The organism is Klebsiella terrigena (genome assembly GCF_006539725.1).
In the GTDB taxonomy this organism is placed as follows: Bacteria; Pseudomonadota; Gammaproteobacteria; order Enterobacterales; family Enterobacteriaceae; genus Klebsiella; species Klebsiella terrigena.
In genome coordinates this window covers 40,903-66,539 of the sequence record NZ_BJNO01000001.1, presented here as the reverse complement: position 1 = coordinate 66,539, position 25,637 = coordinate 40,903, and the positions used below count along the sequence as shown (strand labels likewise).

Sequence of the window (25,637 nt, the reverse complement as noted above, 5' to 3'; positions counted from 1 at the left end):
GCTACGGAGATTTTTGCTATGTTTATGTTACCCAAAAGTAAAGGGAGCCGCAGATGAACAAATATTGCCTGGGCGCGCAGGTTCGCCAGTTTCACTATCAGGAGGACGGGGTTAAACATAGCGTAAATCTGCGGCAAATTGTGGCCTTACGTGATTTCGCCGACGTCAAAGCGGGCAGCGAAGGCGGCTGGCTGGACGACGAGGCCGCCCTGAGCCAGGAGGGTGAGTGCTGGATTGATGATGCCAACAGCGCCGTTTTCGCCGGGGCGCGGGTTGAAGGCAACGCGCGGCTCAGCGGCACCTGCACCGTCAGCCATTACGCGGTCATCGGCGGCAACGCCCGGCTGGAGCGCGCCGACGTCAGCCACCACGCCCATATTAGTGACAACGTCACCGTTATCGATTCGCAGGTGCGCGGCCGCTGTCGGCTGGCCGACGAGGCGCGGATCCTCCCCCGCTGCCTGATTATCGCCGCCCAGGGTCTTACCGACGACGGCGACAAAATCCTGCAAATTTACCAGCGGGCTACGGTCAGCGCCTCGCGGATCGTCCATCAGGCGCAAATCTACGGCGACGCCTTTGTCGAGCGGGCCTTCGTTGAGCATCGGGCGGAGATTTTTGACCACGCCCGGCTGGAGGGCAACGAGATTAACGACGTCTGGGTTTGCGATAATGCGCGGGTGTATGACCACGCGCGGCTGATCGCCGGGCGCGAAGAGGATGCCATCCCGACCCTGCGCTACAGCTCTCAGGTTGCGGAAAATGCCGTGGTTGAGGGCAACTGTCTGCTTAAACATCGGGTGATGGTCGGCGGTCACGCCCGGCTCTGCGGCGGCCCCATCCTGCTGGATGACGAGGTGCTAATTCAGGGCCACGCCCGCATCAGCGGCGACGTGGTGATCGAACATCAGGTGGAAATTACCGATGACGCGCTGATTGAAGCCCTTAACGGGGAGGCCATTCACCTGCGCGGCCGCAAGCTTATCAACGGCGCGGGGCATATTACCCGCACGCCGCTGGCCGGCTTTCTGTCACCGTGAATCACTCCTCGCCGACGCGATAGTCGATAATCCGCCCGTAGATATTCTGGTCGTCATAGGCGCCGTTGAGATACTCCGCCTGCTGCAGGCAGCCTTCGAGGGTAAAGCCATTGCGCAGCGCCACCTGGTTACTTTTGTGGTTGGCAACCCGGCACTTAATCACAAAGCGGCGAACGATACCGCTGCGCGCGTAGTGGTCGATAAAGGCCTGCAGCGCCTGCGAGAGCAGCCCCTGGCCCTGGTGGCTTTCGTCAATCCAGTAGCCGATATAGGCCGTTTTGTTGATTGGTTCAATCTGGTTAAACGACAGGACGCCAACCATTTCATCCTGCAGGAACAGCAGGAACATTTTGGCGTAGCCGCGCTGATGGAGCATGACGTTGCCCTGCACGTGGCGTCGGGTTTCATCTTCACCGCTCACCGCCGCCGGCCAGCTCAGGGAGTTCTGCAGCCAGCGCTGGTTTTTTTCCACCAGCCGGTGCAGGACGGTGACGTAGCGTTCATCAACGGCGCGCAGCACCAGCCCGTCGTTAACGACGATCTCTTCCGCTGCGGGGGTATTTTCTGTGGTCATAGCACTCTCTCACTACGCGCAGGCCGACCCGGGCGCATTCGTCCAGGTCGGCCTGCCGGGTGGTTACTTCATCACCCGGTCATCGACGTAGCGACGCTCGTCCGCGGCCGGTGGGAAATACTGATACAGCCAGGTTTCGCTGATCGCATCGCCCTGGCAGCGCAGGAACATGCGCATCTCTACCGGGTCGGTGGAGTCGTTAGTCGGGTACCAGTCAAAGAGGATCCGGTAGCCGTCAAAGGGTTCAACGTAGAGGATCTCTACCTGCTTTGCCTCACCGCTGGAGAGGGTGATCACCGGCTCGATGCCTCTCGGCGCCGCGGCCTTCAGGTCGCCGCCGACAAAATCAATCGCAAAGCGGCGGGCCCACTTGTCCGGATAGTGCTCGCCAGGCGCCCAGCCTTCCGGGAAGCCGCCCATACCGGTGCGGGTTGCCAGCACGCGGGCCAGCGGTGAACGGACCGGCGGCTGCGCGCTCCAGTAGAGGCGGTAGCTGAAGTCCAGCTCATCCCCCGCCTTGATCGCCTTTTCCGGCTGCCAGAAGCAGACGATATTATCCAGCGTCTCGCCGGTGGTCGGGATCTCCATCAGGCTGACCGCGCCCTTGCCCCACTGGTTACGCGGCTCGACCCACAGGCTTGGGCGCTTGTTGTACCAGCCCATAATGTCCTGATAGTGCGAGAAATCGCGGTCGAGCTGCAGCAGGCCAAAACCGCGCGGGTTTTTGTCCTGGAAGGCGTTGAACTGCAGCTTCTGCGGGTTATTCAGCGGACGACACACCCACTCGCCGTTGCCGCGCCACATGGCGAGACGATCGGAGTCGTGAATTTGCGGGTGGATAGTATCGCAAGTCCGGCGCTCGTTGTTGCCGCAGCTGAACATGCTGGTCATCGGCGCGATGCCGAGCTGCTTGATGTCCTTGCGGGCGTAGATGTGATTTTCCACATCCATGATCACCTGCGTCTCCTGGCAGTTGATGACAAACTTGTAGGCGCCGGTCACGCTCGGGCTGTCGAGCAGCGCGTAGACGGTAAAGACGGTGGCGCCCGGCTTGACGGTTTCAAACCAGAACGAGGTAAAGTCCGGGAACTCTTCCGGCGTGTCGGTAAAGGTATCCACCGCCAGGCCGCGGGCGGAGAGCCCGTACTGGTAAGTGCTGTCCACCGCGCGGAAGTAGCTCGCGCCGAGGAACGCCACGATATCGCGACGCGCCAGCTCCGGCGCTTTGAAGGCGCGGAACCCGGCGAAGCCGAGGTCGGTCTGCCCGACCAGCTGTTTGGTGTCTACGCCGGCATCGTTGTAGTTAAACAGCTCCGGGCGGAAGTGAATTTCACGCGCCTGCTGGCTCTGCGTATCCAGCGAGAACATACGCACCCGGCGACGAAAGCCCATGCCGACGTGGAAGAACTGGATATCCAGCTTGCGATCTTCGATATTGTTCCACAGCGAGTGCCCGGCATCGTACTGAATGCTGTTATAGGCCTGCGGGGTCAGATTCGCCAGCGTCGGCGGCAGGTCGCGCGGAGCGCCGCCCCAGGGCTGACGGGAGAGATCGTGGGCCATCCCTTGTAACACGGAGAAGTCAAAGCGGCGCGTCAGCCCATCGGCAATGCCTGATTCTTCAGCAAGCGCGGCTTTTGAGAAAAGAGAGGCGACTCCTGACGTTCCGCATACGGCGGCAACTGCCATGGAGGATTTAAGAAAACGTCTGCGGTTCATGCCTGAGAAAGCGTCCTTCTGTTGTGCCAATTGGGAGGCAACGCGACAAACAGATGCGTCGTGAATTTCGCTCACTCTAGACAAAAACGATTAATAATCCAATTGTTGGCGACAGAAAAAGCGTGAAAAAAATATGTCCACCGGACCAGACCTAATTCCCCGCCGGAGAAACCGGCGGAGAATGACGCATTATTTGACGCTCACGTCGATGCCCGGGAAGTATTTCGCCGCCAGCCGGGTGATGGTGCCGTCGGCCCGCACTTTATCAATCGCCGCATCAAGCTGTTTTTTCGTCGCTTCATCGCCCTTGCGCAGACCGTAGCCAATCCCGCTGCCGAGGATGGTATCGTCAGCCACCGGCTTGCCGATAAAGCCAAAGCCTTTGCCCTGCGGCTTGCTGAGGAAACCGGCCTGCCCGGCGGCGGACATCACCAGCGAAGCGTCGATGCGCCCGTTGAGCAGGTCGGCCCACGCCATATTCTGATCTTTATAGGAGACCACGCTGACGCCGTGCTTCTCCCAGTGCTCTTTGGCGTAGGTCTCCTGAATCGAGCCCTGCAGCACGCCGATGGTTTTCCCCTTCAGCCCTTCCGGGGTCGCCTGCATACCGCTGTCGGCTTTACCGACCAGCTGTGACGGAATGCGGTAGATAGGCTGGGTAAAGTCGATACTCTTGCGCCGCTGCTCGGTAATGTTCATCGCCGAGTTAATGGCGTCGAATTTCTTCGCCACCAGCCCCGGGATCAGCGCATCAAACGAGGTCTCCACCCAGCTGCACTTGAGCTGAGCGGCCTGGCAAATCGCCATCCCCAGATCGATATCGAAGCCTTCCAGATCCCCGGCCGAATTACGGCTTTCGAACGGCGGGTATTCCGCTTCCACGCCGTAGCGTAATTCGCTGGCGGCGAGCGAAGAGAAGGTGCAAATCATCCCCAAAGCGAGGGTAAAGGCTTTTATTTTCATCGTGTGGCTCCTCAACGCGGCTTAACGTGACACAGCGCCTGCGCGCCGGCCCGTAACGTGGCTTCATCTTTAGCAAAAGAGAGACGTATCAGTTTGTTATCAGTACCATCCGCGTAAAACGCCGACAGTGGAATAGTGGCGACGCCGTAGTCGACGATCAGCCTCTTCACCATTTCGCTGTCGCTTTCGTCGCTGAAATGGCTGTAGTCCGCCAGCATGAAGAAGGAGCCGGCGCTCGGCAACAGGCGGAACGGCGAATCCGCCAGCTGCTGGCGCAGCAGATCGCGCTTTTGCTGATAAAACGGCGCCAGTCCCAGCCAGGATTGCGGGTCAGTCATCTGCTCAGCAAACGCGTACTGCATTGGCGTATCGGCCGAAAACATCAGAAACTGATGCACCTTGCAGATTTCCTCCATCAACGCCGCCGGCGCAACGCAGTAGCCTACCCGCCAGCCGGTCACGTGGTAGGTTTTACCGAAGGAAGAGACGATCACGCTGCGCTCTGCCAGCTGCGGATGGGTGGCCATCCCGTGATGCTGCGCCCCGTCGAAGACCACGTGCTCATACACCTCGTCCGACAAAATAACGATATCGGTATTGCGGGTCAGCGCCGCCAGGCGGGCTAAATCGTCGGCGGAGAGCACCTGGCCGCTGGGATTGTGCGGCGTATTGATAACGATCATCCGCGTCCGCGGCGTGATGGCGGCGGCGACTTCGTCCCAGTTGATGGCAAAGTCGGGCACCGTCAGCTTGATCGCCACCGGCGTGGCGCCCTGCAGGCGCACGATCGGCCCGTAGCTGTCGAACGCCGGTTCGAAATAGATAACCTCATCGCCGGGATGCACCAGCCCGCCGATGGCGGAGTAGAGCCCCTGGCTGGCGCTGGCGGTAATCAGCACTTCGTCGTCAACGTCGTAGCGGGTGCCGTAGAGCGCGGCGATTTTCTCGGCGATACGCTCTTTCAGCACGCGCAGCCCGGTCATCGGCGCATACTGGTTATGCCCTTCGGCCATCGCCCGCGTCACCCCCTCAACCAACCGGGTATCACAGGCAAAATTGGGCGCGCCCTGAGAAAGGTTGATCGCATTATGCTGCGCGGAGAGCTGGCCGATGACGCTAAAAATGGTCGTGCCGACATCGGGTAGTTTGGAGCGGGTGGTCACCGGAGAAGTGAGGCGCATGGTTAATCCTTTCTCATTATATTTGCATAACCATTCAATCTAAAGGGACCGGCGGCGACAAACGAAATGTTGTCATAGTAGCCATGAGCGCTGATCATGGCTGAGGGGAAAAGAGGGCCAGCCGCAGGCCGGCCGCGGCAGGAATTACTTGCTGGTTAAGGTGTTAAAGCTGGTCATCAGATTGCGATAGTCCGGGATGTGGTTCGAAAACAGCGTCCCCAGCCCTTCAACATCATTTCTCCAGTCGCGATGCAGCTCACAGGCTGCGCCAAACCACGACATCAGCTGCACGCCGGCCTGCGACATCCGATCCCATGCCGCATCGCGGGTAATCGGGTTAAAGGTCCCCGAGGCGTCGGTTATCACGAAGACATCGAACCCCTCTTCGATGGCCGACAGCGCCGGAAACGCCACGCACACCTCGGTGACCACCCCGGCGATAATCAGCTGCTTCTTGCCGGTCGCCTTTACCGCCTTAACGAAATCTTCGTTATCCCAGGCGTTAATGTTCCCCGGTCGGGCGATATAGGGCGCATCCGGAAACTGCGCCTTCAGCTCGGGTACCAGCGGGCCGTTGGGGCCATTTTCAAAGCTGGTAGTCAGGATGGTTGGCAGGCCGAAGTACTTAGCCATGTCGCCAAGGGCAAGGACGTTGTTCTTGAATTTATCGGGGTCGATATCGCGTACCAGCGACAGCAGCCCGGCCTGATGATCGACCAGCAGCACGGCTGCATCACTCTTATCCAGACGAACGTAGGGTTTAGCCATGACCTTTTCCTCATATCAACAACGGGTGATCCCACCGGAACGGGCGCTCCGGCAGCTGTTTTTGCAATAGGGCTGATAATAGTTTAAGCGCGGGCCGCTGATTAGTCGGTGAAAGTGCAACGCATTGTCCCATTCCCGGAACGAAGCGTGGCATACTGCCTATGATCAAAATGCATAGCTGGAGACGACATGTCGCGGAGCGCCCTGCCTTTTAATACCGTCGAGACCTTTCTGGTGACCGCCAGACACCTCAACCTGACCCACGCCGCGCGCGAGCTGTGCCTGACCCAGGGCGCGGTGAGCCGCCAGATTGCCGCGCTGGAAGGCTGGTTCGGTTTCCCGCTGTTTGAACGCCACGCGCGCGGGCTGCGCCTGTCGCCTCAGGGCAGCGCCCTCTATCCGGAACTCCAGTCGGCGTTTGGCCGCCTAGTCACCGTCGCCGAGCAGGCGCGTCAGCAGCAAACGGTGGTGCGCCTGAAGGCGCCAACCTGCGCCATCCGCTGGCTGGTGCCAAAGCTGGTGGCGATAGAGCAGCGCCACCCGGAGCTGCAGATAGCCCTGACCACCACCACCGAACACAGCGTTAACTTCAAAACCGAGCCCTACGACGCGGCGATCGTTTTCGGCACCCATTACAGCGCCGGCGATCTGCTGTTCGAAGAGGCGCTGACGCCGGTCATCAGCGGCAGCACGCCCTGCGACGCCCGCCTCGACGGCGCGACGTTTTTACATCCGACGCGGGATAAAACCGACTGGTCGCTGTGGCTGACGCACTTCTCCCCCGATGCGCCGCTGACGATGCGCAAAAACCAGCACTTCGATACCATGGATCTGGCGATCACCGCCGCCATGCAGGGGCTGGGGATCGCCATCGCCGATGCGACGCTGGTGGCGGAAGATCTGCGGGTTGGCCGCCTGGTGCGTCCTTTTACCCTGAGCGTGAAAACCGGCGCCAGCTACCGCCTGCTGGTGCGGGCATCGCAGAGCAAAGCCGATGGCCTGGCGCGGTTTCGCGAGGAGCTGGTTAGTCCAGCGTCACGTGATGGCGCATCACCCGGCGGAACAGCGCCAGCCGCGCGCGCATAAAGCGGTTCTCCAGCTTAAACCCCACCCGTTTATGCAGCCCGATACGCAGTAGCCGATCGCGACCGCGCCGGCAGGCCAGCCAGCGCACCGGACCCGGCAGCTCGCTGCAGCCGCTGCCGGCGAGGCGGGCGAAGCTGGCCCAGTAGTCGGCTATCTGCCCGGCAAAGGCTTTATCGCCCTCATCGGCGTAGCCGCGCACCGGCTCGGCGAGCGCGAGGGTATCAAAGACGTAGGGAACCTCGTCCCCGTGCCACGCGCCGTGCGGATAGGCCTCATCCGCAGCCTGCGGAACGTAGTCGAACCAGTAGCGCCAGCAGGGCTGTCCGACCCGCTGCTGGGCCTGCATCACCACGTAACCGAGGGTGGTGAACGCCATGTCCCGGCACACTTCGCGCCCGAGCGCCGCGTCACCCTTCACGCCGGGATAGAGCAGCTTAATCAGGCCGAGGCCGAAGCGCCGCTCGCGGCGCAGCTTCTGGATCTGCCCGGCGATATCAACGCCGAAGACCGCCATTACGCTGGCCTCGTCGCTGTTCGAGCCGATCATCACCGGCATGGGATGCTGACGACCGGCGAAGAAGGTCTCCAGCATCGGCTGCGGCAGCACCGCATCGCCGACGATGGGCGCCGGGCCAACGCTCAGCGGCGCGGTCAGCGACCAGAAGGCGTCGGCGGGGATCGCCCGCAGCTGCTCGGCGCTGGCGTCCGGCAGCGAAAAATGCGCCGCCAGCAGCCGCCCTTTCTCCAGCGCCCTGGCGCGCGGAAGGTCCGGCAGCGTATAGCCGCTTTGGACGATCGCTTTATGGAATAGTCCTTTGGTCTTCGGCGAGACCATCAGCGACAGCACGCTGCGCGCGCCGGCCGATTCGCCAAACAGGGTGACGTTTGCCGCATCCCCGCCGAAGGCGTGAATGTTCTCCTGCACCCACTGCAGGGCGGCAATTTGATCGAGCAGCGCGAAGTTATATATCCGCTCGCCCTCCTCGCCCTCCAGCGCCGGGTGCGCGAAGAAGCCGAGATGCCCCAGCCGGTAGTTCACCGTCACCACCACGACGTCCCGGCCCGCCAGCGCCTGCCCGTCGTACGGTGGCAGGCTGCCGGCGCCGATGGTAAAGCCGCCGCCGTGCAGCCAGACCATCACCGGCAGCGGCTGGGTGCGGGCGGCTGGTGCCCAGACGTTGAGATAGAGGCAGTCTTCCGAGAAGCGCCCGGGATCGCCGCCCCCCAGCTCGCGGCAGTACTCAATGTCCTGCCAGCTGGCGGCGGAGAAGGCGTCGGCCCGGCGGACGCCCTGCCAGCGCGCCGGCGGGCGCGGGGCGCGCCAGCGCAGTTCACCAACCGGCGGCGCGGCGAAGGGGATGCCGCGCCAGATGTGGATCCCCTGCTCGGCGATCCCGGATAACGTGCCCTGGCGGGTTTTCACCAGCGGCGTAGACGGATTCTGCATGACCTGCTTCCTTTTACGGTTTATGCCAGCAGAGTACCGGTTTCAGAGCAGACCGCAACGCCGTTTACTGCGTTCCTCCGCCTGCTGATAGAGCGCAAACTCGTCGAGCACCAGGCAGCCGAGGGCCGTTTCAAAGGCGTCGCGGCTGGCGTTGCCGTGGCTGCGGGCCTGCGTTTCGTTACCCAAATTAGACTGGAAAATCCCCGCCGCGCTCACCGGCAAAAAGTCTTCATAAATAATCGGTTGGGCAATCAGCCAGCCGCGCTCGATCAGCGGCTGCGGATCGTCGCCGGGGCCAAAAGCCTGGCGATGGGCTTCTCCCGCCGGCGTCAGCCGATAGCGGAACCACGCCAGCCCCTGCTGGCGCAGCAGAAACTCGCTGTCCGGAAACTGGCTGAACACATCCTGCAGGTGGCGCTGATGATGGAGGTTGTCTTTACCCACTCCGGCCTCGTTCAGCAGGCGATCGTACAGCGCCCGCCCCTTCGGCGTCAGCGCGATCCCGCGCTGCTCGATTTCGCCAAAACGCGCGCTGTGGGTACCTTTATGCTCCCCGGCGAAGATAACCGGCTCCTCCAGCGCCTTAAAGCTGGTCTGGCGCAGCAGGATCGGCACCTCCCGGCGCGGCGGGCCTTCAATCAGCGCCTTCGGCACGATGCCGCACTCCGGCATCAGGGCCTGAACCCGGTCGATATCCAGCGTGCGCGGCGTCAGGTGATTGATATGGCAGCCCGGGAAGCAGACCACGTCGGCAATCAGCCGGTGCTCGTTCTGCAGGGCGTGATAGGTTTCATCATCTACCGTAGCGTGGCTGTGCCAGCGGAAGGTCTCCAGCGCCTCGCGCACGAACTCCCGCGCTTCAGCGGGCGTGAAGGCGCCGCGCTCTTCGTGCTGTGCAATCAGCTCCCGACAGCGCGGGGTAAAAATATCGCGCTTAGCCAGAATCTGCGCCGCCCGCTGACGCAGTTCGTCGCTGGCGATCAGCTCGAGGCGCAGCAGCGAGGTGAAGATACGGAACGGATTGCGCGCCAGGGCGGCGTCGTCAACGGGACGAAAGGCGGTGGAATGGACCGGCACTCCGGCCTGGGAGAGATCGTAATAGCTCACGGGGTACATCCCCATGATGGCAAACATGCGGCGCAGCGTCGCCAGCTCTTCGGCGGTGCCGACGCGGATCGCGCCGTGGCGCTCAACGTTCAGCCGGGCCAGCTCATCGGCGTTCGCCAGCTGCTCATGCAGCCTGGGGTTGTTCTCCAGCACCGCCAGATTAACGTCCGCGACCAGCTCGAGGAGCGTCCCGTACTGCGGAACTTCCTGCTGATACATCGCCGACATAGCCTGTGAAAATTGTTCCCGAATCTCATCAGCCGTGATGGTGTTCGCCATGATGTCTTACCTCCAGTGAATACTTCCTGGAGTGTAGAGAAGGCCTCCCGCGCCAGCAGGAAGAATTTACAAACTGTGATGCGGGTAACCTGCCCCTGCCCTTTGTCCCGCGTGGGACATAACCCTGAGTTATGGAATAGACCCTTTAATTTCACTTTAAATTAACAAAACATTTACACACACTGTTTCTGGCGACATTAAAACAACAAGCCCTGTACCGAATAAAACGGAGTACGTACCCTATGAACGATAAATGGTCCCCGCGCGAGGTGGTTCATCGCGACTATAACAGCCATCCTCCCGCTTACGCCCCAGGCTACAAAACCAGCGTTCTGCGCTCGCCGCGCAATGCGCTGATCTCCCTGCAGAACTCGCTTTCTGAAATTACCGGCCCGGTGTTCAGCCACGATGACCTCGGGCCGCTGGATAACGACCTTATCCTTAACTACGCCAAAGAAGGTCTGCCGATCGGCGAGCGTATCATCGTCCACGGCTACGTTCGCGACGGCTTTGGCCGGCCGATGAAGAACACCCTGGTGGAGGTCTGGCAGGCCAACGCCGGCGGCCGCTACCGGCATAAAAAGGATAGCTATCTGGCGCCCATTGACCCCAACTTTGGCGGCTGTGGGCGGGTACTGACCGATGAAAACGGCTACTACTGTTTTCGCACCATCAAGCCAGGGCCCTACCCGTGGCGCAATCAGGTCAGCGACTGGCGTCCGGCGCATATTCACTTTTCCCTCTCCGGCGACGCGTGGGCGCAGCGCCTGATCACCCAGATGTATTTTGAAGGCGACCCGCTGATTAAGCAGTGCCCGATCGTCAAAACCATCAATAACGACGATGCCGTTCGCACCTTGATTGCCGAGCTGGATACCCATGCCGCCGTGCCGCTGGACTGCCTGGCGTACCGCTTTGACCTGGTGCTGCGCGGCCACCGCGCGACGCTATTTGAAAACCGCACTCAGGGGGCCGCCCGATGAAAGACTATTTACCCGAAACCGCCTCACAAACCGCCGGCCCCTACGTTCATATCGGACTGGCGCCGGATGCCGCGGGCTTCCACATTTTCGAGAATAACTTTGGCCCGCGGCTCACCGCTGCGGATACCGAAGGCGAGCGTATTACCATTGAGGGGCGGGTTATTGACGGCTCCGGCACGCCGGTGCGCGACGTGCTGCTGGAGATCTGGCAGGCCAACGCCGCCGGGCGCTACGCGCACCCCGACGACCGGCAGGCCAGCAAACAGCGCGATCCGGCGTTTCGCGGCTGGGGCCGCAGCTGCTCCGACTTCGACACCGGGATCTGGCGCTTTGAAACCATCAAGCCGGGCGCGGTTGTCGGCCGCGATGGCCGAATGATGGCGCCGCACGTCAACCTGTGGGTGGTGGCGCGGGGGATTAACATTGGCCTGAATACGCGGATGTACTTTGCCGACGAAGAGGAGGCCAACCGGGCCGATCCGGTGCTCAATCTGATCGAGTGGGAGGTTCGCCGTCAGACGCTGATTGCCCGGCGCGAAGTACGCGGCGGCGAAATTGTCTATCGGTTCGATATTCATCTGCAGGGCGAGAACGAAACCGTCTTTTTCGATCTTTGAGACCCTTGCGCCCCCGGCATGCCCCGGTTCTACCCGGGGCATCGGCTTTTTGGCGTCAGGTAAAATTATTTGTAATATAACAAGAGTAAATGTTAATAATATTTTGCCATTGGGTTATCAAATTTAAACAATATCGCTTGTCACTCATACCGCTCTGTTTTTAGTATCAATTATGGAAAAAAACGCTCTCTTTAGTCAGCGCATTCGCTTGCGCCATCTACACACCTTCGTGGCCGTCGCTCAACAGGGAACGCTGGGGCGCGCGGCTGAAACACTTAATCTTAGTCAACCCGCTTTATCAAAAACGCTCAACGAGCTGGAGCAGCTGACCGGAACGCGGCTTTTTGAGCGCGGGCGGCTCGGCGCGCAGCTGACGCTGGTTGGGGAGCAGTTTCTCACCCACGCGGTAAAGGTCCTCGACGCGCTCAATACCGCGGGCCAGGCGCTCAACCGCAAAGAGGGAATGAACCCCGACGTGGTGCGTATCGGCGCGCTGCCTACCGCCGCGCTCGGCATTTTGCCGACGGTAATCGGCCAGTTTCACCAGCAGCAGAAAGATATCACCCTGCAGGTCGCCACCATGAATAACACCATGCTGCTGGCGGGTCTGAAATCGGGGGAGATTGATATCGGTATTGGACGCATGTCCGACCCGGAGCTGATGAGCGGCCTCAACTATGAGCTGCTGTTTCTGGAGTCCCTGAAGCTGGTGGTTCGCCCAGGTCACCCGCTGCTGCAGGAGACGGTGACGCTCAGTCGGGTGATGGACTGGCCGGTCGTCGTTTCACCGAAGGGGACCATTCCCCGCCAGAATGCCGAAACGCTGCTGCAAAGCCAGGGATGTAAAATTCCCGCGGGCTGCATAGAAACGCTCTCGGCGTCGCTATCGCGCCAGCTGACCGTCGATTACGACTATATCTGGTTCGTCCCTTCCGGGGCGGTGAAGGACGATCTGCGGCGCGGCCTGCTCAGCTCGCTGCCGGTACCGACCCAGGGCGCCGGGGAACCGATCGGTATTCTGACCCGGGTTGATGCCACCCTCACCTCCGGCGCGCAGACCCTGCTCAGCGCGATTCGAAAATCGATGCCCGCCTGAGCCTCAATTCCGGACGGAGCGCCGCCCCTCGGCGCCTCTTCCGGGCAAACCTGCCCCCCTTTCGGCATCCGTAGCCTCCCGCCAGGCCCGGTTTGACTCCCGCCAGGCTCGGCGGCGCCCGAGCGTGGATAACGCCGCTTGCTTAGCAGCGTAATCAATTAGTGCGAAATTATTTATTAACAATTGCGCAAACTTCAGTAACAGATTTATCATTGCCACGATTTCACCATACGGTTCACATGAAATCAAAATTAGCGAAAAACCCTCTTTCATGAAGCCATTTATCGCTTCACTCAAAAGACACACATTTATTTTTTGATTCATTTGGTTCACACCTGAGAACGGGTGGTTAAGGAGACAACATGACAACGGGTCACGCGCCACGAGGATTCCCCCGGATCCTGAAGTGGCTTCTCGCCGGGCTGATGCTGATAATCGGCCTGGCCATCGGTATTCCTGGCATAAAGCTCGCCACGCTCGGCGGCAGCCTCTATTTCAGCCTGATGGGGCTGGCGATGGTTATCGCCTCCGTACTCATCTTCCGCAACCGTCGCAGCGGCATCCTGCTGTACGCGCTGGCGTTTGTCGCGTCCATTATTTGGGCCATCAGCGATGCCGGATGGACCTACTGGCCGCTGTTCTCGCGCCTGTTTGTCTTCGGCGCGCTGGCGCTTCTTTCGGCCCTCGTCTGGCCTTACTTGTCGGCTAAAGCGACCGCCAAAGGCCCGGCCTTTGGCCTCGCCGTAGCGCTGGCCGTGGTGCTGGCCGTCAGCTTCGGCTGGATGTTCAGGGCACAGCCGCTGGTGAGCGCCACCGAAGAGGTGCCGGTTAAGCCGGTTGCCGCCGGCGAACAGCAGAAAAACTGGGAGCACTGGGGCAATACCACCCACGGCGATCGCTTCGCCGCGCTGGATCAGATTAACAAGCACAACGTGAATCAGCTGCAGGTGGCGTGGGTCGCCCACACCGGGGATATTCCGCAGAGCAACGGCTCCGGCGCGGAAGATCAGAACACCCCGCTGCAAATCGGCGATACGCTGTATGTCTGCACCCCTTACAGCAAGGTGCTGGCGCTGGACGTTGATAGCGGCAAGGAAAAATGGCGCTACGATTCAAAAGCCACCGCGCCGAACTGGCAGCGCTGCCGCGGGCTCGGCTATTACGCGGACGGTGTGGCCCAGTCGGCCCCGGCGGCTGACGTTCAGCCCGCCGCCTGCTCCCGTCGTCTGTTCCTGCCGACAACCGACGCGCGCCTGATCGCCATCGACGCCGATAGCGGCAAACCCTGTGAAGCCTTTGGTGAACACGCCGTCGTCGATCTGAGCGTTGGGATGGGTGAAATCAAAGCGGGCTACTACCAGCAGACCTCGACGCCTCTGGTGGCGGGGAACCTGGTGGTGGTCGGCGGCCGCGTGGCGGATAACTTCTCCACCGGCGAGCCTCCGGGCGTGGTGCGCGCCTACGACGTCCACAGCGGCAAGCTGGCGTGGGCGTGGGATCCGGGTAACCCGAGCCTGACCGGTCTGCCGCCGGAGGGCCAAACCTATACGCGCGGTACGCCTAACGTCTGGTCAGCCATGTCTTATGATGCGAAGCTGAACCTGATTTATCTGCCGACCGGCAACGCCACGCCGGACTTCTTTGGCGGCGAGCGCACCGCGCTTGACGATAAGTACAGCTCGTCGATCGTGGCCGTCGATGCCACCACTGGCCGGGTACGCTGGCACTACCAGACGACCCATCACGATCTGTGGGACTTCGACCTGCCGTCGCAGCCGCTGCTGTACGACCTGCCGGATGGCAAAGGCGGGACCACCCCGGTGCTGGTACAGACCAGCAAGCAGGGCATGATCTTTATGCTCAACCGCGAAACCGGTGAGCCGGTTGCCAAAGTTGAGGAGCGTCCGGTTCCGCAGGGCAACGTGGCGGGCGAGCGCTATTCGCCAACCCAGCCCTACTCCGTCGGCATGCCGATGATCGGTAACGAAACGCTGAAAGAGTCCGATATGTGGGGCGCCACGCCGGTCGATCTGCTGATCTGCCGCATTGCCTTTAAATCCATGCGCCATGAAGGTATTTTCACCCCGCCGGGCGAAGATCGTTCATTACAGTACCCGGGCTCGCTGGGCGGCATGAACTGGGGTAGCGTGTCGGTCGACCCGAATAACGGCCTGATGTTCGTCAACGATATGCGTCTCGGCCTGGCAAACTATATGGTGCCGCGCGCCAAAGTGGCAAAAGACGCCAGCGGGATTGAGATGGGTATCGTGCCGATGGAAGGTACGCCGTTTGGCGCAATGCGCGAACGCTTCCTGTCGCCGCTGGGCATTCCGTGCCAGAAACCGCCGTTCGGTACCATGTCGGCGGTGGATCTGAAAAGCGGGAAGCTGGTGTGGCAGGTGCCGGTCGGCACCGTTGAGGATACCGGCCCGCTGGGAATTCGGATGCATATGCCGATTCCAATCGGCATGCCGACCCTCGGCGCATCGCTCTCGACCCAGTCCGGTCTGCTGTTCTTCGCCGGTACCCAGGACTTCTACCTGCGGGCGTTTGATACCGCCAGCGGTAAGGAAATCTGGAAATCCCGTCTGCCGGTCGGCAGCCAGTCCGGTCCGATGACCTACGTTTCGCCGAAAACCGGCAAGCAGTACATCATTATTAATGCGGGAGGCGCGCGTCAGTCTCCGGATCGCGGCGACTATATCATCGCCTACGCGCTGCCTGACCAGCAGTAAGCGCGGCATCCTGTAAAAGTCATACCTGCCGGTGAAGCCACCGGCAGGTATTTTTTTGCCCAGGCGAAGCGCCTCGGCGTCGACGGTAGCAGGCCGCGATGCCTGCCAGCCGTGATTACTGGTCGCCGAAATGAATAACGGTACGAATTGATTTACCTTCGTGCATCAGGTCAAACGCTTCGTTGATCTGATCCAGCGGCAGGCGATGGGTGATAAACGGATCGAGGCGAATTTTGCCCGCCATCGCGTCTTCAACCATGCCCGGCAGCTGGGTGCGCCCCTTCACGCCGCCGAATGCGGAACCGCGCCATACGCGACCGGTTACCAGCTGGAACGGCCGGGTTTTAATCTCCTGACCCGCACCGGCCACGCCGATAATCACGCTCTCGCCCCAGCCTTTATGGCAGCACTCCAGCGCCGAACGCATGACGTTGACGTTGCCGATACACTCAAAGCTGAAGTCCACGCCGCCGTCGGTAAGCTCAACGATGACGTCCTGTACCGGCTTTTCGTAATCACGCGGATTGATAAAGTCGGTCGCGCCCATTTCTTTGGCGAGGGTGAACTTATCCGGATTGGTATCGACCGCCAGAATGCGCCCGGCTTTCGCCTGTACCGCGCCCTGAATCACCGCCAGACCGATTCCACCGAGGCCAAATACCGCCACCGTATCGCCTTCTTTTACCTTCGCGGTGTTGTGAACGGCACCGATCCCGGTGGTCACGCCGCAGCCCAGCAGGCAGACTTTCTCCAGCGGCGCCTGAGGGTTAACTTTCGCCAGCGAAATCTCCGCACACACGGTGTATTCGCTGAAGGTGCTGGTGCCCATATAGTGATAAATCGGCTCGCCGTTATAGGAGAATCGGGTGGTGCCATCCGGCATCAGGCCTTTGCCCTGGGTGGCGCGAACCGCCTGGCAGAGGTTGGTTTTGCCGGATTTACAGAATTTGCACTCGCCGCACTCGGCGGTGTACAGCGGAATAACGTGGTCGCCCGGCTGCAGGCTGGTCACCCCTTCGCCGACTTCAACGACAATGCCGCCGCCTTCATGCCCCAGCACCGCCGGGAATACGCCTTCCGGATCGTCGCCGGAAAGGGTAAAGGCATCGGTATGGCAGACGCCGGTGTGGGTGATTTTGACCAGCACTTCGCCTTTTTTCGGCGGCGCGACGTCAATCTCAACGATCTTCAGCGGCTGGCCTGGGCCAAACGCGACTGCTGCACGTGATTTCATAGGGGTCTCTTCCTTCGTCGTGATTTATTTTAAGTAGGATCGTAGCAGATGGCCGACTTCCGCCATTCTTATCGCTCTCTGGTCGGGGGTGGTTTCGCCGCTTACCAGCTCATCCTGGAGATGAATTTCCACCATCTCCCCCATCAAACCGTTGGTTGCGCCGCGAATTGAGGCGATCTGCTGCAGGATTGTCATACAGGACTCGCCGGACTCCAGCGCGCGCTCAAGCGCCTCGACCTGCCCGCGAATACGGCGCACGCGGCTCAGCGCGCGTTTTTTGTCTTCAGGTGAATGTGGCACGGTGACGCCCTCCATATCATATAGGGGGGTATACTATATTTAATTACGCAAGCTGGCAAATTGAAACGCCGCTTTAACCGTAGCACAGCGGCGCCGTTTTGGACTCAGTTCAGCTCCAGCGCCATATCCACGCAGCGCAAATCGGCGTTAGCCAGCTTTGATGGCAGCCATTTTTCACCGAGCGCGACAAAGCCGTGGCGCAGATAGAAACCGGCGGCGTTGGGCGTGGCTTCCAGCGTGATCCGCGTCAGCCCCCGGCGGCGCGCCTCGGCGATTATCGCCGTCACGATGAGCCCGGCGTAGCCCTTACCGAAGCACTCCGGGCGGGTAAAAATCGCCTCCACGCTGCCGCCGCGCAGGTCGAGATAGCCGGTGGCGGCCGTTCGCCCGCCCTCCTCTTCAACCACGTAAAAGGGGTTGTCGCGCACCGCATGACGATAGCCTTCCGGCATCATCTCCGGCGTCCAGGCCCGCAGAACCTCAGCCTCATAGCTTTCACGACAGCCGTGGCGTATCGCCTGATTGCGGATCTCCCATAGCGTCGGCGCTTCGTCCGGCGCGGCAAGTCTGACTCTCATCTTCATTCCCCTTTTCCCGTGGATGCGATCAGATGTATCACAGTCTGCGGCAAAAGAGATAAAAAAACCCCGCACGAGGCGGGGTCTGAAGGTAGAGAGCCAACGGGCGCTAGCGCCTGCGCGGCATCATGCGCAGTAGCGTATTGTCTTTCCACAGATAGTGATGCATCAGCGCCGCCAGCGCATGCAGGCCAACGACAAAGTAGCCGATATTCGCCAGCAGGCTGTGCACGCCCTTCAGCGTGTCCACCAGCTCAAAATTACTTTGCGCCGCATAGGGCATCGTCAGACCAAACGCATACCACGGGTTACCGCGGTTATACATCATGACCATGCCGACGATCGGCAAGGCGATAAACAGCAGATAGATAACCAGATGTCCGAGGTGCGCGAAGCCGGTCATCATCGGCGATGGCTTCGGCACAATCGGCGGTGCGGGCGACTTCAGACGCACCAGCAGGCGCACCACCATCAGTACGCAGATGGAAATGCCGCAGGAGACGTGAATCATATTAATCAGCGGCCGGTCGCTGCGGGGGAAAAAGCCCCGTAGTTCCATGGCAGCATAGGCGCCAACCACTAATAAAAATACCAGCCAGTGGATGCCTATCTGCAGGCCGGAGTATTTATCGCGCATGGAAAACCCTTAACAAAACTGTGATGTCGACAACATAACGACCTTTTGTTAAAAATTCATTAACTTTTACGTAGTTAGAAAAAACAATCGCAACGAATCATGCATTTATTGGCAATACAAAGAGTTACAACGTCGCGCCCGGTACCAAAGTCCTGGTGCTGAGCGAACGCAATGAATAACTACACCTCGCTCCTGTTCACTGGGATACGCGCCCAGGTGGTGGGATAAACCTGCGCTCATCAATGCTCGTGTAGAAACCGCAGCAACCAGCCGGATGTTTAGGCCTCTCTGGCAACATGGCGGGCGATCTGTTTTGCGGATGGCTGGTTTGAGTGGAGCATGAAGGTGACAAGAAACAGCCCTATTTCATCCACAGGAAAGACGGCAACCCCATCTTCATGGCTGCGATCGGCAGCGTGCCTTTCGAGCGCGGGGATGAAACTGAGGGATTTTTGATGGTGACCGCTGCCGCCGCTCAGGAGTTGGTCGATATCCACGACCGTCGGCCGCTCGTTATGGTTCCTGAAGCTGCGCGCGGTGGGTAACGTTAAGAATCTGGGGCAGGAATTGATTGAGGCTATCAAAAACCTATAGCTTTGATAATGTACGGAATGTGCTGTGAGTTAAACCGATGGATGCAACACATTGATTAAAAGGGAACGGGTCAAAGTATCTTTATTGCGCTGCTAAATGCGCAACTATAATTAAAACGGTTGTTTTTTTAATGGATGAAATTATGAGTTCACTCAACATGCATTTCAACATTCTAGCCGGCTACAACGCCTGGGCGAATGAACGGTTATATTCCAGCGTTGGAAAGATTGGAGAAGATGCTTACCGTAAAAACTGCGGCGCTTTTTTTGGGTCTATCGAGGCGACGCTGAATCACCTGCTAGTGACGGACAGGATATGGAGGCATCGTTTAAACGCATTACCTGAAACAGGGTATCGGCTGGACCAGATACTGTTCGATAGTGATTTTCCCGGTCTGGAAACGGCGCGAAGAGAAGAAGATAAAAAGATCGTTGATTTTATCCTCGGATTATCAGAAACCGATTTAGCTGGCATAGTCTTCTACCGGCGGGCTTCAACACCAGAACTTAAGCAGCAGGTAATCTGGTCTGCTCTGGCTCACTGGTTTAATCATCAAACCCATCACAGAGGGCAGGTCCATGCAATGTTGCACCGCGTATCCGAGGAGGCACCCGAACTGGACTTGCTGATATATCAAAGGCAGCTAAACGATAAATATTAAGTCGGTTAACTTCATCCAAAGTGAAAAACGCCGCTGCGTGAGCCGTCATCAGAATCCCTCGATGGTGAATCTACGTGACGGACACCACAACTTTGCTCTTACACCTCAACTTCGCTTAAGGCGTTTTATTTTCAAGGTGACCTCATCGCGCTGGTGTTTCCCAGCCAGCGAAGTATGTCTGCGGCAAGCCTGTCGCTGGCCAGGCCAAAGGCCTCGACGACCTCGCTCATCGAACTACCGCTTATGGGCTGGTGTATCACGAAACGCTGGCTGGCTATCACGCGACGATCGGATGTTTGCACCAGACGCGCGTCAAACTGAATCAGCACTTCGCCTTTTTTACCGCTATAGACCCCCTGGAATGATGATAAATCCCCCCCGAGTTCAAAATCAGCCTGCAAATTATCTTCATCACTGCTGACAGAAATGAAACGGCCATCAGTGCGCAATTCCTGCGTCAGACGATTACGAATCAATACGGGCACCGAATCACTCCAGCGCGCCCCGCTGTAGACTGTTATCTCAGCACCCTGAGGCTGAACCGCAATGCGTGAACTGTTGATAAACTGGCTGGTACCAGGCTGCATAACACGCAGCGATCGGTTTGTGGTTTGACCGCTGGCAGGCGCTCCCGGATGAGCGGGCAATAACCAAACCTGCGAAACAGGTCTTTGCGGCAACACCGTGCATGCGGCCAGCGGCAGACATACCAGCACAATCAGCAGCCTTAGCTTCTTGAGAGGTAAACAGGAAAGCCTAAGAGTAAAAACGGCCATTATGGGGTAAACTCCTTCATACGTTCAGGGCCTCTTAACAAGGCGGCTGGGTTTGCTTCCAGGCTGTTGATCGCTCCGCGTAAAGTGGCCAGGGTTTTGCGTAACTCAGTTAAGGCTGGCCCCAATTCGTTAAATCCCTGAATGCCGTTGTTAAGTGAATGCTGATTATCGATGACGATCTGATTCAACAGACTGCTCGTCTTTTGCAATAGTGCCAGGGTATTGGCCGCATTATTAACCAGATCTTTCCCCTTACCGTCCAGCAGCACGTTTGCATTGCGCATCAGACGGTTGGTTTGCGCCAGCGTCTCGTTACTTTGTTTTGTCACTATCGCCAGTTGCTGCAGGATGGTACTGATATCTTCACGCTGACCGGCCACGGTATCAGTAATTTTTTCCAGGTTGTCTAACGTTTTGACTATTCGCTGCTGATTTTCCGTAGTGAGGACCTGATTTAAGCGTAACAGGACCTCATTAACGTTGGTCATTACATCTTCGCCATTTGTAAGCAACTGGTTCAGCGGAGAAGGGGTGGCAATGATTACTGGGATCCTCTCGTTATCTCCCTCCAGCACTGGGCTGGTTTCACTTCCACCGCTAAGCTGAATAATTGATGTCCCGGTAATACCGGCCATAGCCAGCCGTGCCTGGGTATCCTGGCGAACGGGCGTAGAGGCCTCAACTCTGATCCGGGCCCAAACCTTACCGGGGTTATCCCTGTCCAGGCGAAGCTGAACCACCTCACCGACCCTGATCCCGCTGAAATTAACCGTACTTCCCTGGGAAAGGCCGCTCACGGCTTCGCTAAATACGATATCGTACGTATGGAACTGGCGATCTCTGTCAGATTTGCTCAGCCACAGGCTAAACAACAGTACCGCTGTGAAAATAATGAGAGTGAACAATCCAATGAGAACATGGTGAGCGCGAGTTTCCATTTTTTACTGCCTCTCTTGTAACGTCGCCAGGGTCTGCTGTGCTGCTCGCCCGCGTGGGCCGTGGAAATATTCCTGAATCCAGGGCTCCGGCGTTGCTGCCACCACGTCCAGTGAATCCACGACTAAAACTTTTTTTTGTGAAAGTACCGCTACCCTGTCGCAGATTGTATAAAGGGTATCCAGATCGTGGGTAACTAAAAATACGGTTAATCCCAGCGCATTGCGTAGCGTGGCAATGAGATTATCAAACGCGGCGGCGCCGATAGGGTCCAGCCCAGCGGTTGGCTCATCAAGGAACAGGATTTCCGGGTCCAAAGCCAGCGATCTCGCCAGTGCAGCGCGTTTCACCATGCCTCCTGACAGTGAGGATGGATATTTATCTCTGGCGCTGGCTGGCAAACCGGCCAGCGCGAGTTTAACCTGCGCCAGCTGCTCGGCGCTGCGACGATCAAGCCCCGCGTACTCAATAAGCGGCAGGGCCACGTTCTCCGTGACCGTCAGCGAGCTGAACAATGCCCCTCGCTGAAACAGGACGCCAAAACGTCTTTCTAGCACGGAGCGGCGCACGCCGCTGAGTTCCGTGAGATTTTCACCAAAGACCTCAATTCGTCCGTCCGTCGGGCGACGAAGACCGACGATGCTACGCAGGAGCACTGACTTTCCGGTACCCGATCCGCCCACTACGCCCAGTATTTCGCCACGCCGCACGTCGAGGTCGAGGTCGACGTGTACACATTGCGGACCGAAGCAGTTACGCAGTTTACGAATGCGAATAATGGCATCCTGACTCATGTCTTTTACCATCCCATCTCCATGAAAAACAGTGCCGCAACCGCATCCAGCAGGATCACCACGAATATTGAATGCACAACGCTCGCGGTTGTATGCTCTCCCACCGATTCCGCGCTTCCGCTGACCTTAAACCCTTCAAGACAACCGATGACGGCAATCAGAAAAGCAAACACCGGCGCTTTAATCATTCCCACCCAAAAATGCTCAAGGCCGACGTTGTTCTGCATTATGGTTAAAAACATTGTCGGGGAGATATCCAGCGTTAAAGCACAAACCACAAGCCCACCCAAAATCCCGCTGATCATGCCGATGAAGGTCATCATTGGCAGCGCCACTAGCAGCGCCAGCACGCGTGGAAGCACCAGCAGTTCAACCGCATTTAGCCCCATTGCCTGGATAGCATCAATTTCTTCATTGGCCTTCATCAGGCCAATCTGTGCAGTGAAGGCACTGGCGGTTCGCCCGGCCATCAGTATTGCCGCCAGCAGCACGGCAAATTCGCGCAGGAATGAAAACGCCACCAGCTGAACGGTAAATATACTGGCGCCGAAAGTGGAGAGTACCGTTGATCCCAGGAAAGCAATTACCGCGCCGACCATAAAGGTCAGCATCGCGATGATAGGCACGGCATTCAGGCCAATTTGCTGCAGATTAGCGACCAGAGAAGTCACCCGCCAGCGAGCAGGACGCAACAGGGTGGTAAAAAGTGCCTCCATCGTCAGCCCGATAAACCCAATGAGGGCAACCAGGTTCTGCCAGAAGCTTTCCACCGACTTACCGATGTTCGCCAATAGCTCGGTCACTATCCCCGGCTGATGCTGCGCAGGAGGCGCGACGTAATCCGCTAGTGCCGATCTGACTGTTTGCAGCAGGACACGACGCTCTATGGGAAGCGTTGGTGCAATACGTTCGAGCTCAAGTACCTTTTCTTCACCCATAAGCTTAACCAGCAGCGTGGCACCCGCGGTATCAAGTGTCCCTAACTGGCTCAGGTCGAAAATGGCGTTAGAAAGGAGTTGCGGCTGCAACGCCCTGACGGCAGGCTCCAGATGAGCATAATGCGCTAGCACCCAGTCACCGGAGGCAGTGATACGCGGAGGATTTACCGTCTGATCAATATTGAGCAATGTAGCGAGCGTCTGTTCAGTCATCATGAGGGCCTGTAATTACTCAATCTGTTCACGTGGCCTGAAGTCAAACCAGAAAAAAGATGTCATTACTCAAAACCTGTTGCCGGGTTGAAACAATGAACCCGCAGCATCCTTTTGAAAGTCGATATCATAATAGGCCCCCAATAGTACGCCGAACGCCAGTTACTCAGGGTGCCTTTACAAAAATTTTATCAGGAAAAATAAATACCTGGCCGGGATATTAATCACACCAGGTAATGAAAGTTGACGCTTCATACCGTACGGTAAGCATAGCAGCAATGACCCGCTCCCCGTTGATTAACACACCGCTATGTTAGTAATGTCTTCATAAGTCACATGAGGACGTCCCCATGAAGAAGCGTTTTTCCGACGAACAGCTCATCAGTATTCTCCGCGAGGCCGAAGCCGGGGTTTGTGCCCGTGAGCACGCCATTTCAGATGCCACGTTACATGGCGTAAGAAGCATGGCGGTATGGAGGTGCCTGAGGTTAAGCGCCTGAAGTCGCTTGAGGAAGAGAACGCCTGACTCAAGAAGCTGCTTGCTGAAGCCATGCTGGATAAGGAGACGCTTCAGGTGTTTTTTGAAAGGCTTTTCGGATCCGCCAGCAGACGTGGAAGGGCCATAGGAACCTCCCAGTACGTTTTAGGATCAACCAGTATAACCCGGGCGACATCCCGTAACTGATAAGCAATCTGATGCCCTGCGGCACCGCCGCCAATGATGACGACAGTTTTTTTAGTATGAGAACGGACTGACATGATTTTTTCCTTCATTTCAGCGAGAGTTTCAGCGCGATAGTAGCAAGAAACTTTTGTGACTAGCAGTCTGACGCATCAGGCTATGTAATTAAAGTCCGCTGCGTGCCAGAAGCGGAAGTTGCTTACATCGTGCTATGTAAGTTTAATAGGAGCAGGTCAGCTGGGGTGAATTGACTATCATCCCAAACACCCCATTATAAAGTTTATTTATAAATTCTGGCAAATCAGAGGTCAATAACAGTAATAAGCATGGGCCGGACTCGTCCGACTCGCTGAGCATACTGTACATCCGTATTTATTTAAATCTTTGGTGACTACATCATGTGGATGATATTTTGTTGGAGTTGCACACTGGATAAAGCATACTTTCTCAAGATCAAAGCGTGTGGCATTATCCGCAGCCCAGCAATGTTGAGACCCATGATGCGGTACCTGTACTCCGATGAGTGATAACCAGCGATGTTGTCCAAAATGGGTTTTCATATCTTCAATCACATCACTCGTCAGATTTATATCGCCAGTAAATAGCGTTCCAAAATCTCTGCGCTTTGTCAGTGGTGCTGCATACATGCATAAGGAAATATTATTCTTAGCTTCCCCAGTACTACCGAAGTGCATCTCATATGAATCCTTAAGCGTTTGCCGCCAGTTTACTGGTAAATTGGTAATATTTTGGTGTAAACCGAGAGAAATGATCGTCGCTTCAATGTCATCTTTAACTTCAGACATACGCATATTTGAAACTTTCGCATACATTTCACCACCTGATTCATAAACAAGCCCAAGTGCTGAAAAAGGTTTTTCCGCATTATAAAACATAAACTCGAAGGAGTTATTAGCAGAATATACCGCCTGACTTTGGTGTATTTTTGCCACTTTGATAATCGTTGTCGCTGCCTGGTTTCTCAGTTTAAAAAAAACATTATCGGCGGCTACATTATCTGACGGAAATTCTTGGTTGCCCTCAGGCAACGGAGGTGTATTTTCATCTGGAGTATCAGATTCAGGATCAAACGCAGAATGTTCCTTCCATTTAGGGCTATCGTTATCAGGATTATCAGGTGAACTATCTGTCTCTTCAGGACCACCATCCCCTTGCACCAACAGAATTTCACCTACTCTATCAATAAAATTATTGATCTCTAACCACTTTGAAGGATTAATTTGTAAGAGAGCGACCGAAGGAGAGATTCCTTTCGGTCCCATCACCGAGATTTCGCGAATACTCTGCGGCCATTCAGTAAAAGGTAGAACCAGCCTTCTGACATAATAGTTCTGAAGCAGCGTTTCGAGTCCATTAACATGATCATTATCAAAATGGGAAATCACTAACATATCGATAACATTGCGTGGTCCAAACCAATTTGGTAGATCAGCTATTGTGCTAAGTACGGTTTTTTTACTGGTTGAGCCGCAGTCATACATCCAGTTAAAAATGTCGTCACTGTTTTTATCATAAATTTTCCCGGTAAATAATGTTCCATTCCCGACCGCATGAAAGCATTTCCACACTTGGTGTACCATCAGCGCTATTCCTTTAAATAATGTCAGAATTAATACAAGAGAAATATGGATTACGCCCGGAGTGCTAACAAGCGCAACAGAAAAAAATATTATATCAG

Annotated in this window: 25 protein-coding genes and 2 pseudogenes; 9 read left to right on the top strand and 18 right to left on the bottom strand. The window is 57.4% G+C overall.

The genetic code is table 11. The features are described from left to right. Positions 1 to 53: 53 nt before the first annotated feature. Positions 54 to 1,040 (top strand): YdcK family protein, encoded by a 987-nt coding sequence (ydcK, locus tag RTE01_RS00305; RefSeq protein WP_041145335.1) that lies wholly within the window; start codon positions 54 to 56, stop codon positions 1,038 to 1,040. Position 1,041: 1 nt separating this feature from the next. On the opposite strand, the gene rimL is transcribed toward ydcK, so the two are convergent. The 5 genes from rimL to ycaC all read right to left on the bottom strand — a co-directional run bounded on the left by rimL (position 1,042) and on the right by ycaC (position 6,245). Then, complete coding sequence (rimL, locus tag RTE01_RS00300; protein ID WP_134525806.1) at positions 1,042 to 1,614, bottom strand: 50S ribosomal protein L7/L12-serine acetyltransferase; 573 nt, start codon at positions 1,612 to 1,614, stop codon at positions 1,042 to 1,044. Positions 1,615 to 1,677: 63 nt separating this feature from the next. Continuing rightward, the gene (locus tag RTE01_RS00295; RefSeq protein WP_041145333.1) at positions 1,678 to 3,333 is read right to left on the bottom strand and encodes a glucan biosynthesis protein D; all 1,656 of its coding nucleotides are present in this window, start codon (positions 3,331 to 3,333) and stop codon (positions 1,678 to 1,680) included. Between the two features lie 189 nt (positions 3,334 to 3,522). After that, positions 3,523 to 4,296: a transporter substrate-binding domain-containing protein gene (locus tag RTE01_RS00290; RefSeq protein WP_141334523.1), complete on the bottom strand. Its 774-nt coding sequence runs from the start codon at positions 4,294 to 4,296 to the stop codon at positions 3,523 to 3,525. Positions 4,297 to 4,307: 11 nt separating this feature from the next. Then, positions 4,308 to 5,477, bottom strand: a complete 1,170-nt coding sequence (locus RTE01_RS00285; protein WP_076948051.1) for a pyridoxal phosphate-dependent aminotransferase — start codon at positions 5,475 to 5,477, stop codon at positions 4,308 to 4,310. A gap of 144 nt (positions 5,478 to 5,621) precedes the next feature. Further along, positions 5,622 to 6,245, bottom strand: coding sequence for an isochorismate family cysteine hydrolase YcaC (gene ycaC / locus RTE01_RS00280; protein ID WP_041145330.1), 624 nt, complete (start codon positions 6,243 to 6,245; stop codon positions 5,622 to 5,624). Positions 6,246 to 6,434: 189 nt separating this feature from the next. Here ycaC and RTE01_RS00275 point away from each other — a divergent pair, with 189 nt between their 5' ends. Beyond that, the gene (locus RTE01_RS00275) at positions 6,435 to 7,331 is read left to right on the top strand and encodes a LysR family transcriptional regulator (protein WP_134525805.1); all 897 of its coding nucleotides are present in this window, start codon (positions 6,435 to 6,437) and stop codon (positions 7,329 to 7,331) included. Here RTE01_RS00275 and RTE01_RS00270 read toward each other — a convergent pair. Then, positions 7,270 to 8,778 (bottom strand): carboxylesterase/lipase family protein, encoded by a 1,509-nt coding sequence (locus RTE01_RS00270; protein ID WP_134525804.1) that lies wholly within the window; start codon positions 8,776 to 8,778, stop codon positions 7,270 to 7,272. The genes RTE01_RS00275 and RTE01_RS00270 overlap by 62 nt on opposite strands. A 42-nt stretch (positions 8,779 to 8,820) precedes the next feature. Next, positions 8,821 to 10,164: a 2-oxoadipate dioxygenase/decarboxylase HglS gene (hglS, locus tag RTE01_RS00265; RefSeq protein ID WP_134525803.1), complete on the bottom strand. Its 1,344-nt coding sequence runs from the start codon at positions 10,162 to 10,164 to the stop codon at positions 8,821 to 8,823. Positions 10,165 to 10,406: 242 nt separating this feature from the next. On the opposite strand from hglS, the gene pcaH reads away from it, so the two are divergent. The 3 genes from pcaH (at position 10,407) to RTE01_RS00250 (ending at position 12,860) form a co-directional block, all read left to right on the top strand. Then, positions 10,407 to 11,147, top strand: coding sequence for a protocatechuate 3,4-dioxygenase subunit beta (gene pcaH / locus RTE01_RS00260; RefSeq protein WP_123551404.1), 741 nt, complete (start codon positions 10,407 to 10,409; stop codon positions 11,145 to 11,147). After that, complete coding sequence (gene pcaG, locus RTE01_RS00255) at positions 11,144 to 11,764, top strand: protocatechuate 3,4-dioxygenase subunit alpha (RefSeq protein ID WP_041145325.1); 621 nt, start codon at positions 11,144 to 11,146, stop codon at positions 11,762 to 11,764. The genes pcaH and pcaG overlap by 4 nt, the downstream gene beginning before the upstream one ends. 172 nt (positions 11,765 to 11,936) lie before the next feature. Then, a complete protein-coding gene (locus RTE01_RS00250; RefSeq protein WP_041145324.1) occupies positions 11,937 to 12,860 on the top strand; it encodes a LysR substrate-binding domain-containing protein in 924 nt (307 codons plus the stop codon). A 3-nt stretch (positions 12,861 to 12,863) separates the two neighbouring features. Here the strand turns inward: RTE01_RS00250 and RTE01_RS00245 are convergent, their stop codons facing one another. Next, entirely contained in the window at positions 12,864 to 13,184 is a 321-nt protein-coding gene (locus RTE01_RS00245; protein WP_141334521.1) for a hypothetical protein, read from the bottom strand. A 38-nt stretch (positions 13,185 to 13,222) separates the two neighbouring features. Between RTE01_RS00245 and RTE01_RS00240 the strand changes: the two genes are divergently transcribed. Continuing rightward, positions 13,223 to 15,595: a glucose/quinate/shikimate family membrane-bound PQQ-dependent dehydrogenase gene (locus RTE01_RS00240; protein ID WP_134525802.1), complete on the top strand. Its 2,373-nt coding sequence runs from the start codon at positions 13,223 to 13,225 to the stop codon at positions 15,593 to 15,595. A 115-nt stretch (positions 15,596 to 15,710) separates the two neighbouring features. Here the strand turns inward: RTE01_RS00240 and RTE01_RS00235 are convergent, their stop codons facing one another. The 4 genes from RTE01_RS00235 to cybB all read right to left on the bottom strand — a co-directional run bounded on the left by RTE01_RS00235 (position 15,711) and on the right by cybB (position 18,344). Then, entirely contained in the window at positions 15,711 to 16,829 is a 1,119-nt protein-coding gene (locus tag RTE01_RS00235) for an S-(hydroxymethyl)glutathione dehydrogenase/class III alcohol dehydrogenase (protein ID WP_041145321.1), read from the bottom strand. A gap of 24 nt (positions 16,830 to 16,853) precedes the next feature. Then, entirely contained in the window at positions 16,854 to 17,129 is a 276-nt protein-coding gene (locus RTE01_RS00230; protein WP_041147608.1) for a metal/formaldehyde-sensitive transcriptional repressor, read from the bottom strand. A gap of 104 nt (positions 17,130 to 17,233) precedes the next feature. After that, positions 17,234 to 17,707, bottom strand: coding sequence for a GNAT family N-acetyltransferase (locus RTE01_RS00225; RefSeq protein ID WP_134525801.1), 474 nt, complete (start codon positions 17,705 to 17,707; stop codon positions 17,234 to 17,236). 109 nt (positions 17,708 to 17,816) lie between these two features. After that, positions 17,817 to 18,344 carry a cytochrome b561 gene (gene cybB, locus RTE01_RS00220; RefSeq protein WP_041145319.1) on the bottom strand — a complete coding sequence of 176 codons (528 nt, stop codon included), beginning with the start codon at positions 18,342 to 18,344 and terminating at the stop codon, positions 17,817 to 17,819. A gap of 125 nt (positions 18,345 to 18,469) precedes the next feature. Between cybB and RTE01_RS00215 the strand changes: the two are divergent. Both RTE01_RS00215 and RTE01_RS00210 read left to right on the top strand, forming a co-directional pair. Further along, positions 18,470 to 18,880: pseudogene (locus RTE01_RS00215) on the top strand (SOS response-associated peptidase family protein); the annotation flags it as partial. A 200-nt stretch (positions 18,881 to 19,080) separates the two neighbouring features. After that, a complete protein-coding gene (locus RTE01_RS00210; protein ID WP_234577778.1) occupies positions 19,081 to 19,599 on the top strand; it encodes a DinB family protein in 519 nt (172 codons plus the stop codon). Positions 19,600 to 19,730: 131 nt separating this feature from the next. On the opposite strand, the gene RTE01_RS00205 is transcribed toward RTE01_RS00210, so the two are convergent. The 4 genes from RTE01_RS00205 to RTE01_RS00190 are packed head-to-tail and all read right to left on the bottom strand — an operon-like array spanning position 19,731 to position 23,256. After that, a complete protein-coding gene (locus tag RTE01_RS00205) occupies positions 19,731 to 20,375 on the bottom strand; it encodes an ABC-type transport auxiliary lipoprotein family protein (protein WP_123551400.1) in 645 nt (214 codons plus the stop codon). Beyond that, positions 20,375 to 21,313, bottom strand: coding sequence for an MlaD family protein (locus RTE01_RS00200; RefSeq protein ID WP_041145316.1), 939 nt, complete (start codon positions 21,311 to 21,313; stop codon positions 20,375 to 20,377). Before RTE01_RS00200 ends, RTE01_RS00205 begins: the two co-directional genes overlap by 1 nt. Before the next feature lie 3 nt (positions 21,314 to 21,316). Beyond that, positions 21,317 to 22,117: an ABC transporter ATP-binding protein gene (locus RTE01_RS00195; RefSeq protein WP_134525799.1), complete on the bottom strand. Its 801-nt coding sequence runs from the start codon at positions 22,115 to 22,117 to the stop codon at positions 21,317 to 21,319. Then, entirely contained in the window at positions 22,111 to 23,256 is a 1,146-nt protein-coding gene (locus tag RTE01_RS00190) for an MlaE family ABC transporter permease (protein ID WP_134528471.1), read from the bottom strand. Before RTE01_RS00190 ends, RTE01_RS00195 begins: the two co-directional genes overlap by 7 nt. A 350-nt stretch (positions 23,257 to 23,606) precedes the next feature. Between RTE01_RS00190 and RTE01_RS26555 the strand changes: the two are divergent. Continuing rightward, positions 23,607 to 23,881, top strand: a pseudogene (locus RTE01_RS26555) (transposase); the annotation flags it as partial. On the opposite strand, the gene RTE01_RS00180 reads toward RTE01_RS26555, so the two are convergent. Both RTE01_RS00180 and RTE01_RS00175 read right to left on the bottom strand, forming a co-directional pair. Further along, the gene (locus RTE01_RS00180; RefSeq protein WP_134525797.1) at positions 23,827 to 24,015 is read right to left on the bottom strand and encodes a hypothetical protein; all 189 of its coding nucleotides are present in this window, start codon (positions 24,013 to 24,015) and stop codon (positions 23,827 to 23,829) included. The pseudogene RTE01_RS26555 and the gene RTE01_RS00180 overlap by 55 nt on opposite strands. Before the next feature lie 231 nt (positions 24,016 to 24,246). Continuing rightward, the gene (locus RTE01_RS00175) at positions 24,247 to 25,539 is read right to left on the bottom strand and encodes a ComEC/Rec2 family competence protein (RefSeq protein WP_134525794.1); all 1,293 of its coding nucleotides are present in this window, start codon (positions 25,537 to 25,539) and stop codon (positions 24,247 to 24,249) included. Between the last annotated feature and the right edge of the window lie 98 nt (positions 25,540 to 25,637).

Bases quoted from the DNA above. Each gene is read 5' to 3' on its own strand.
- RTE01_RS00225 (WP_134525801.1), bottom strand. From the start codon at position 17,707: ATGAGAGTCAGACTTGCCGCGCCGGACGAAGCGCCGACGCTATGGGAG.
- RTE01_RS00290 (WP_141334523.1), bottom strand. From the start codon at position 4,296: ATGAAAATAAAAGCCTTTACCCTCGCTTTGGGGATGATTTGCACCTTC.
- ycaC (WP_041145330.1), bottom strand. From the start codon at position 6,245: ATGGCTAAACCCTACGTTCGTCTGGATAAGAGTGATGCAGCCGTGCTG.
- RTE01_RS00200 (WP_041145316.1), bottom strand. From the start codon at position 21,313: ATGGAAACTCGCGCTCACCATGTTCTCATTGGATTGTTCACTCTCATT.
- RTE01_RS00240 (WP_134525802.1), top strand. From the start codon at position 13,223: ATGACAACGGGTCACGCGCCACGAGGATTCCCCCGGATCCTGAAGTGG.
- rimL (WP_134525806.1), bottom strand. From the start codon at position 1,614: ATGACCACAGAAAATACCCCCGCAGCGGAAGAGATCGTCGTTAACGAC.
- ydcK (WP_041145335.1), top strand. From the start codon at position 54: ATGAACAAATATTGCCTGGGCGCGCAGGTTCGCCAGTTTCACTATCAG.
- cybB (WP_041145319.1), bottom strand. From the start codon at position 18,344: ATGCGCGATAAATACTCCGGCCTGCAGATAGGCATCCACTGGCTGGTA.
- RTE01_RS00245 (WP_141334521.1), bottom strand. From the start codon at position 13,184: ATGAATCAAAAAATAAATGTGTGTCTTTTGAGTGAAGCGATAAATGGC.
- RTE01_RS00235 (WP_041145321.1), bottom strand. From the start codon at position 16,829: ATGAAATCACGTGCAGCAGTCGCGTTTGGCCCAGGCCAGCCGCTGAAG.
- RTE01_RS00205 (WP_123551400.1), bottom strand. From the start codon at position 20,375: ATGGCCGTTTTTACTCTTAGGCTTTCCTGTTTACCTCTCAAGAAGCTA.
- RTE01_RS00295 (WP_041145333.1), bottom strand. From the start codon at position 3,333: ATGAACCGCAGACGTTTTCTTAAATCCTCCATGGCAGTTGCCGCCGTA.
- RTE01_RS00195 (WP_134525799.1), bottom strand. From the start codon at position 22,117: ATGGTAAAAGACATGAGTCAGGATGCCATTATTCGCATTCGTAAACTG.
- pcaH (WP_123551404.1), top strand. From the start codon at position 10,407: ATGAACGATAAATGGTCCCCGCGCGAGGTGGTTCATCGCGACTATAAC.
- RTE01_RS00285 (WP_076948051.1), bottom strand. From the start codon at position 5,477: ATGCGCCTCACTTCTCCGGTGACCACCCGCTCCAAACTACCCGATGTC.
- pcaG (WP_041145325.1), top strand. From the start codon at position 11,144: ATGAAAGACTATTTACCCGAAACCGCCTCACAAACCGCCGGCCCCTAC.
- RTE01_RS00275 (WP_134525805.1), top strand. From the start codon at position 6,435: ATGTCGCGGAGCGCCCTGCCTTTTAATACCGTCGAGACCTTTCTGGTG.
- RTE01_RS00190 (WP_134528471.1), bottom strand. From the start codon at position 23,256: ATGACTGAACAGACGCTCGCTACATTGCTCAATATTGATCAGACGGTA.
- RTE01_RS00180 (WP_134525797.1), bottom strand. From the start codon at position 24,015: ATGTCAGTCCGTTCTCATACTAAAAAAACTGTCGTCATCATTGGCGGC.
- hglS (WP_134525803.1), bottom strand. From the start codon at position 10,164: ATGGCGAACACCATCACGGCTGATGAGATTCGGGAACAATTTTCACAG.
- RTE01_RS00250 (WP_041145324.1), top strand. From the start codon at position 11,937: ATGGAAAAAAACGCTCTCTTTAGTCAGCGCATTCGCTTGCGCCATCTA.
- RTE01_RS00270 (WP_134525804.1), bottom strand. From the start codon at position 8,778: ATGCAGAATCCGTCTACGCCGCTGGTGAAAACCCGCCAGGGCACGTTA.
- RTE01_RS00175 (WP_134525794.1), bottom strand. From the start codon at position 25,539: ATGGTACACCAAGTGTGGAAATGCTTTCATGCGGTCGGGAATGGAACA.
- RTE01_RS00210 (WP_234577778.1), top strand. From the start codon at position 19,081: ATGAGTTCACTCAACATGCATTTCAACATTCTAGCCGGCTACAACGCC.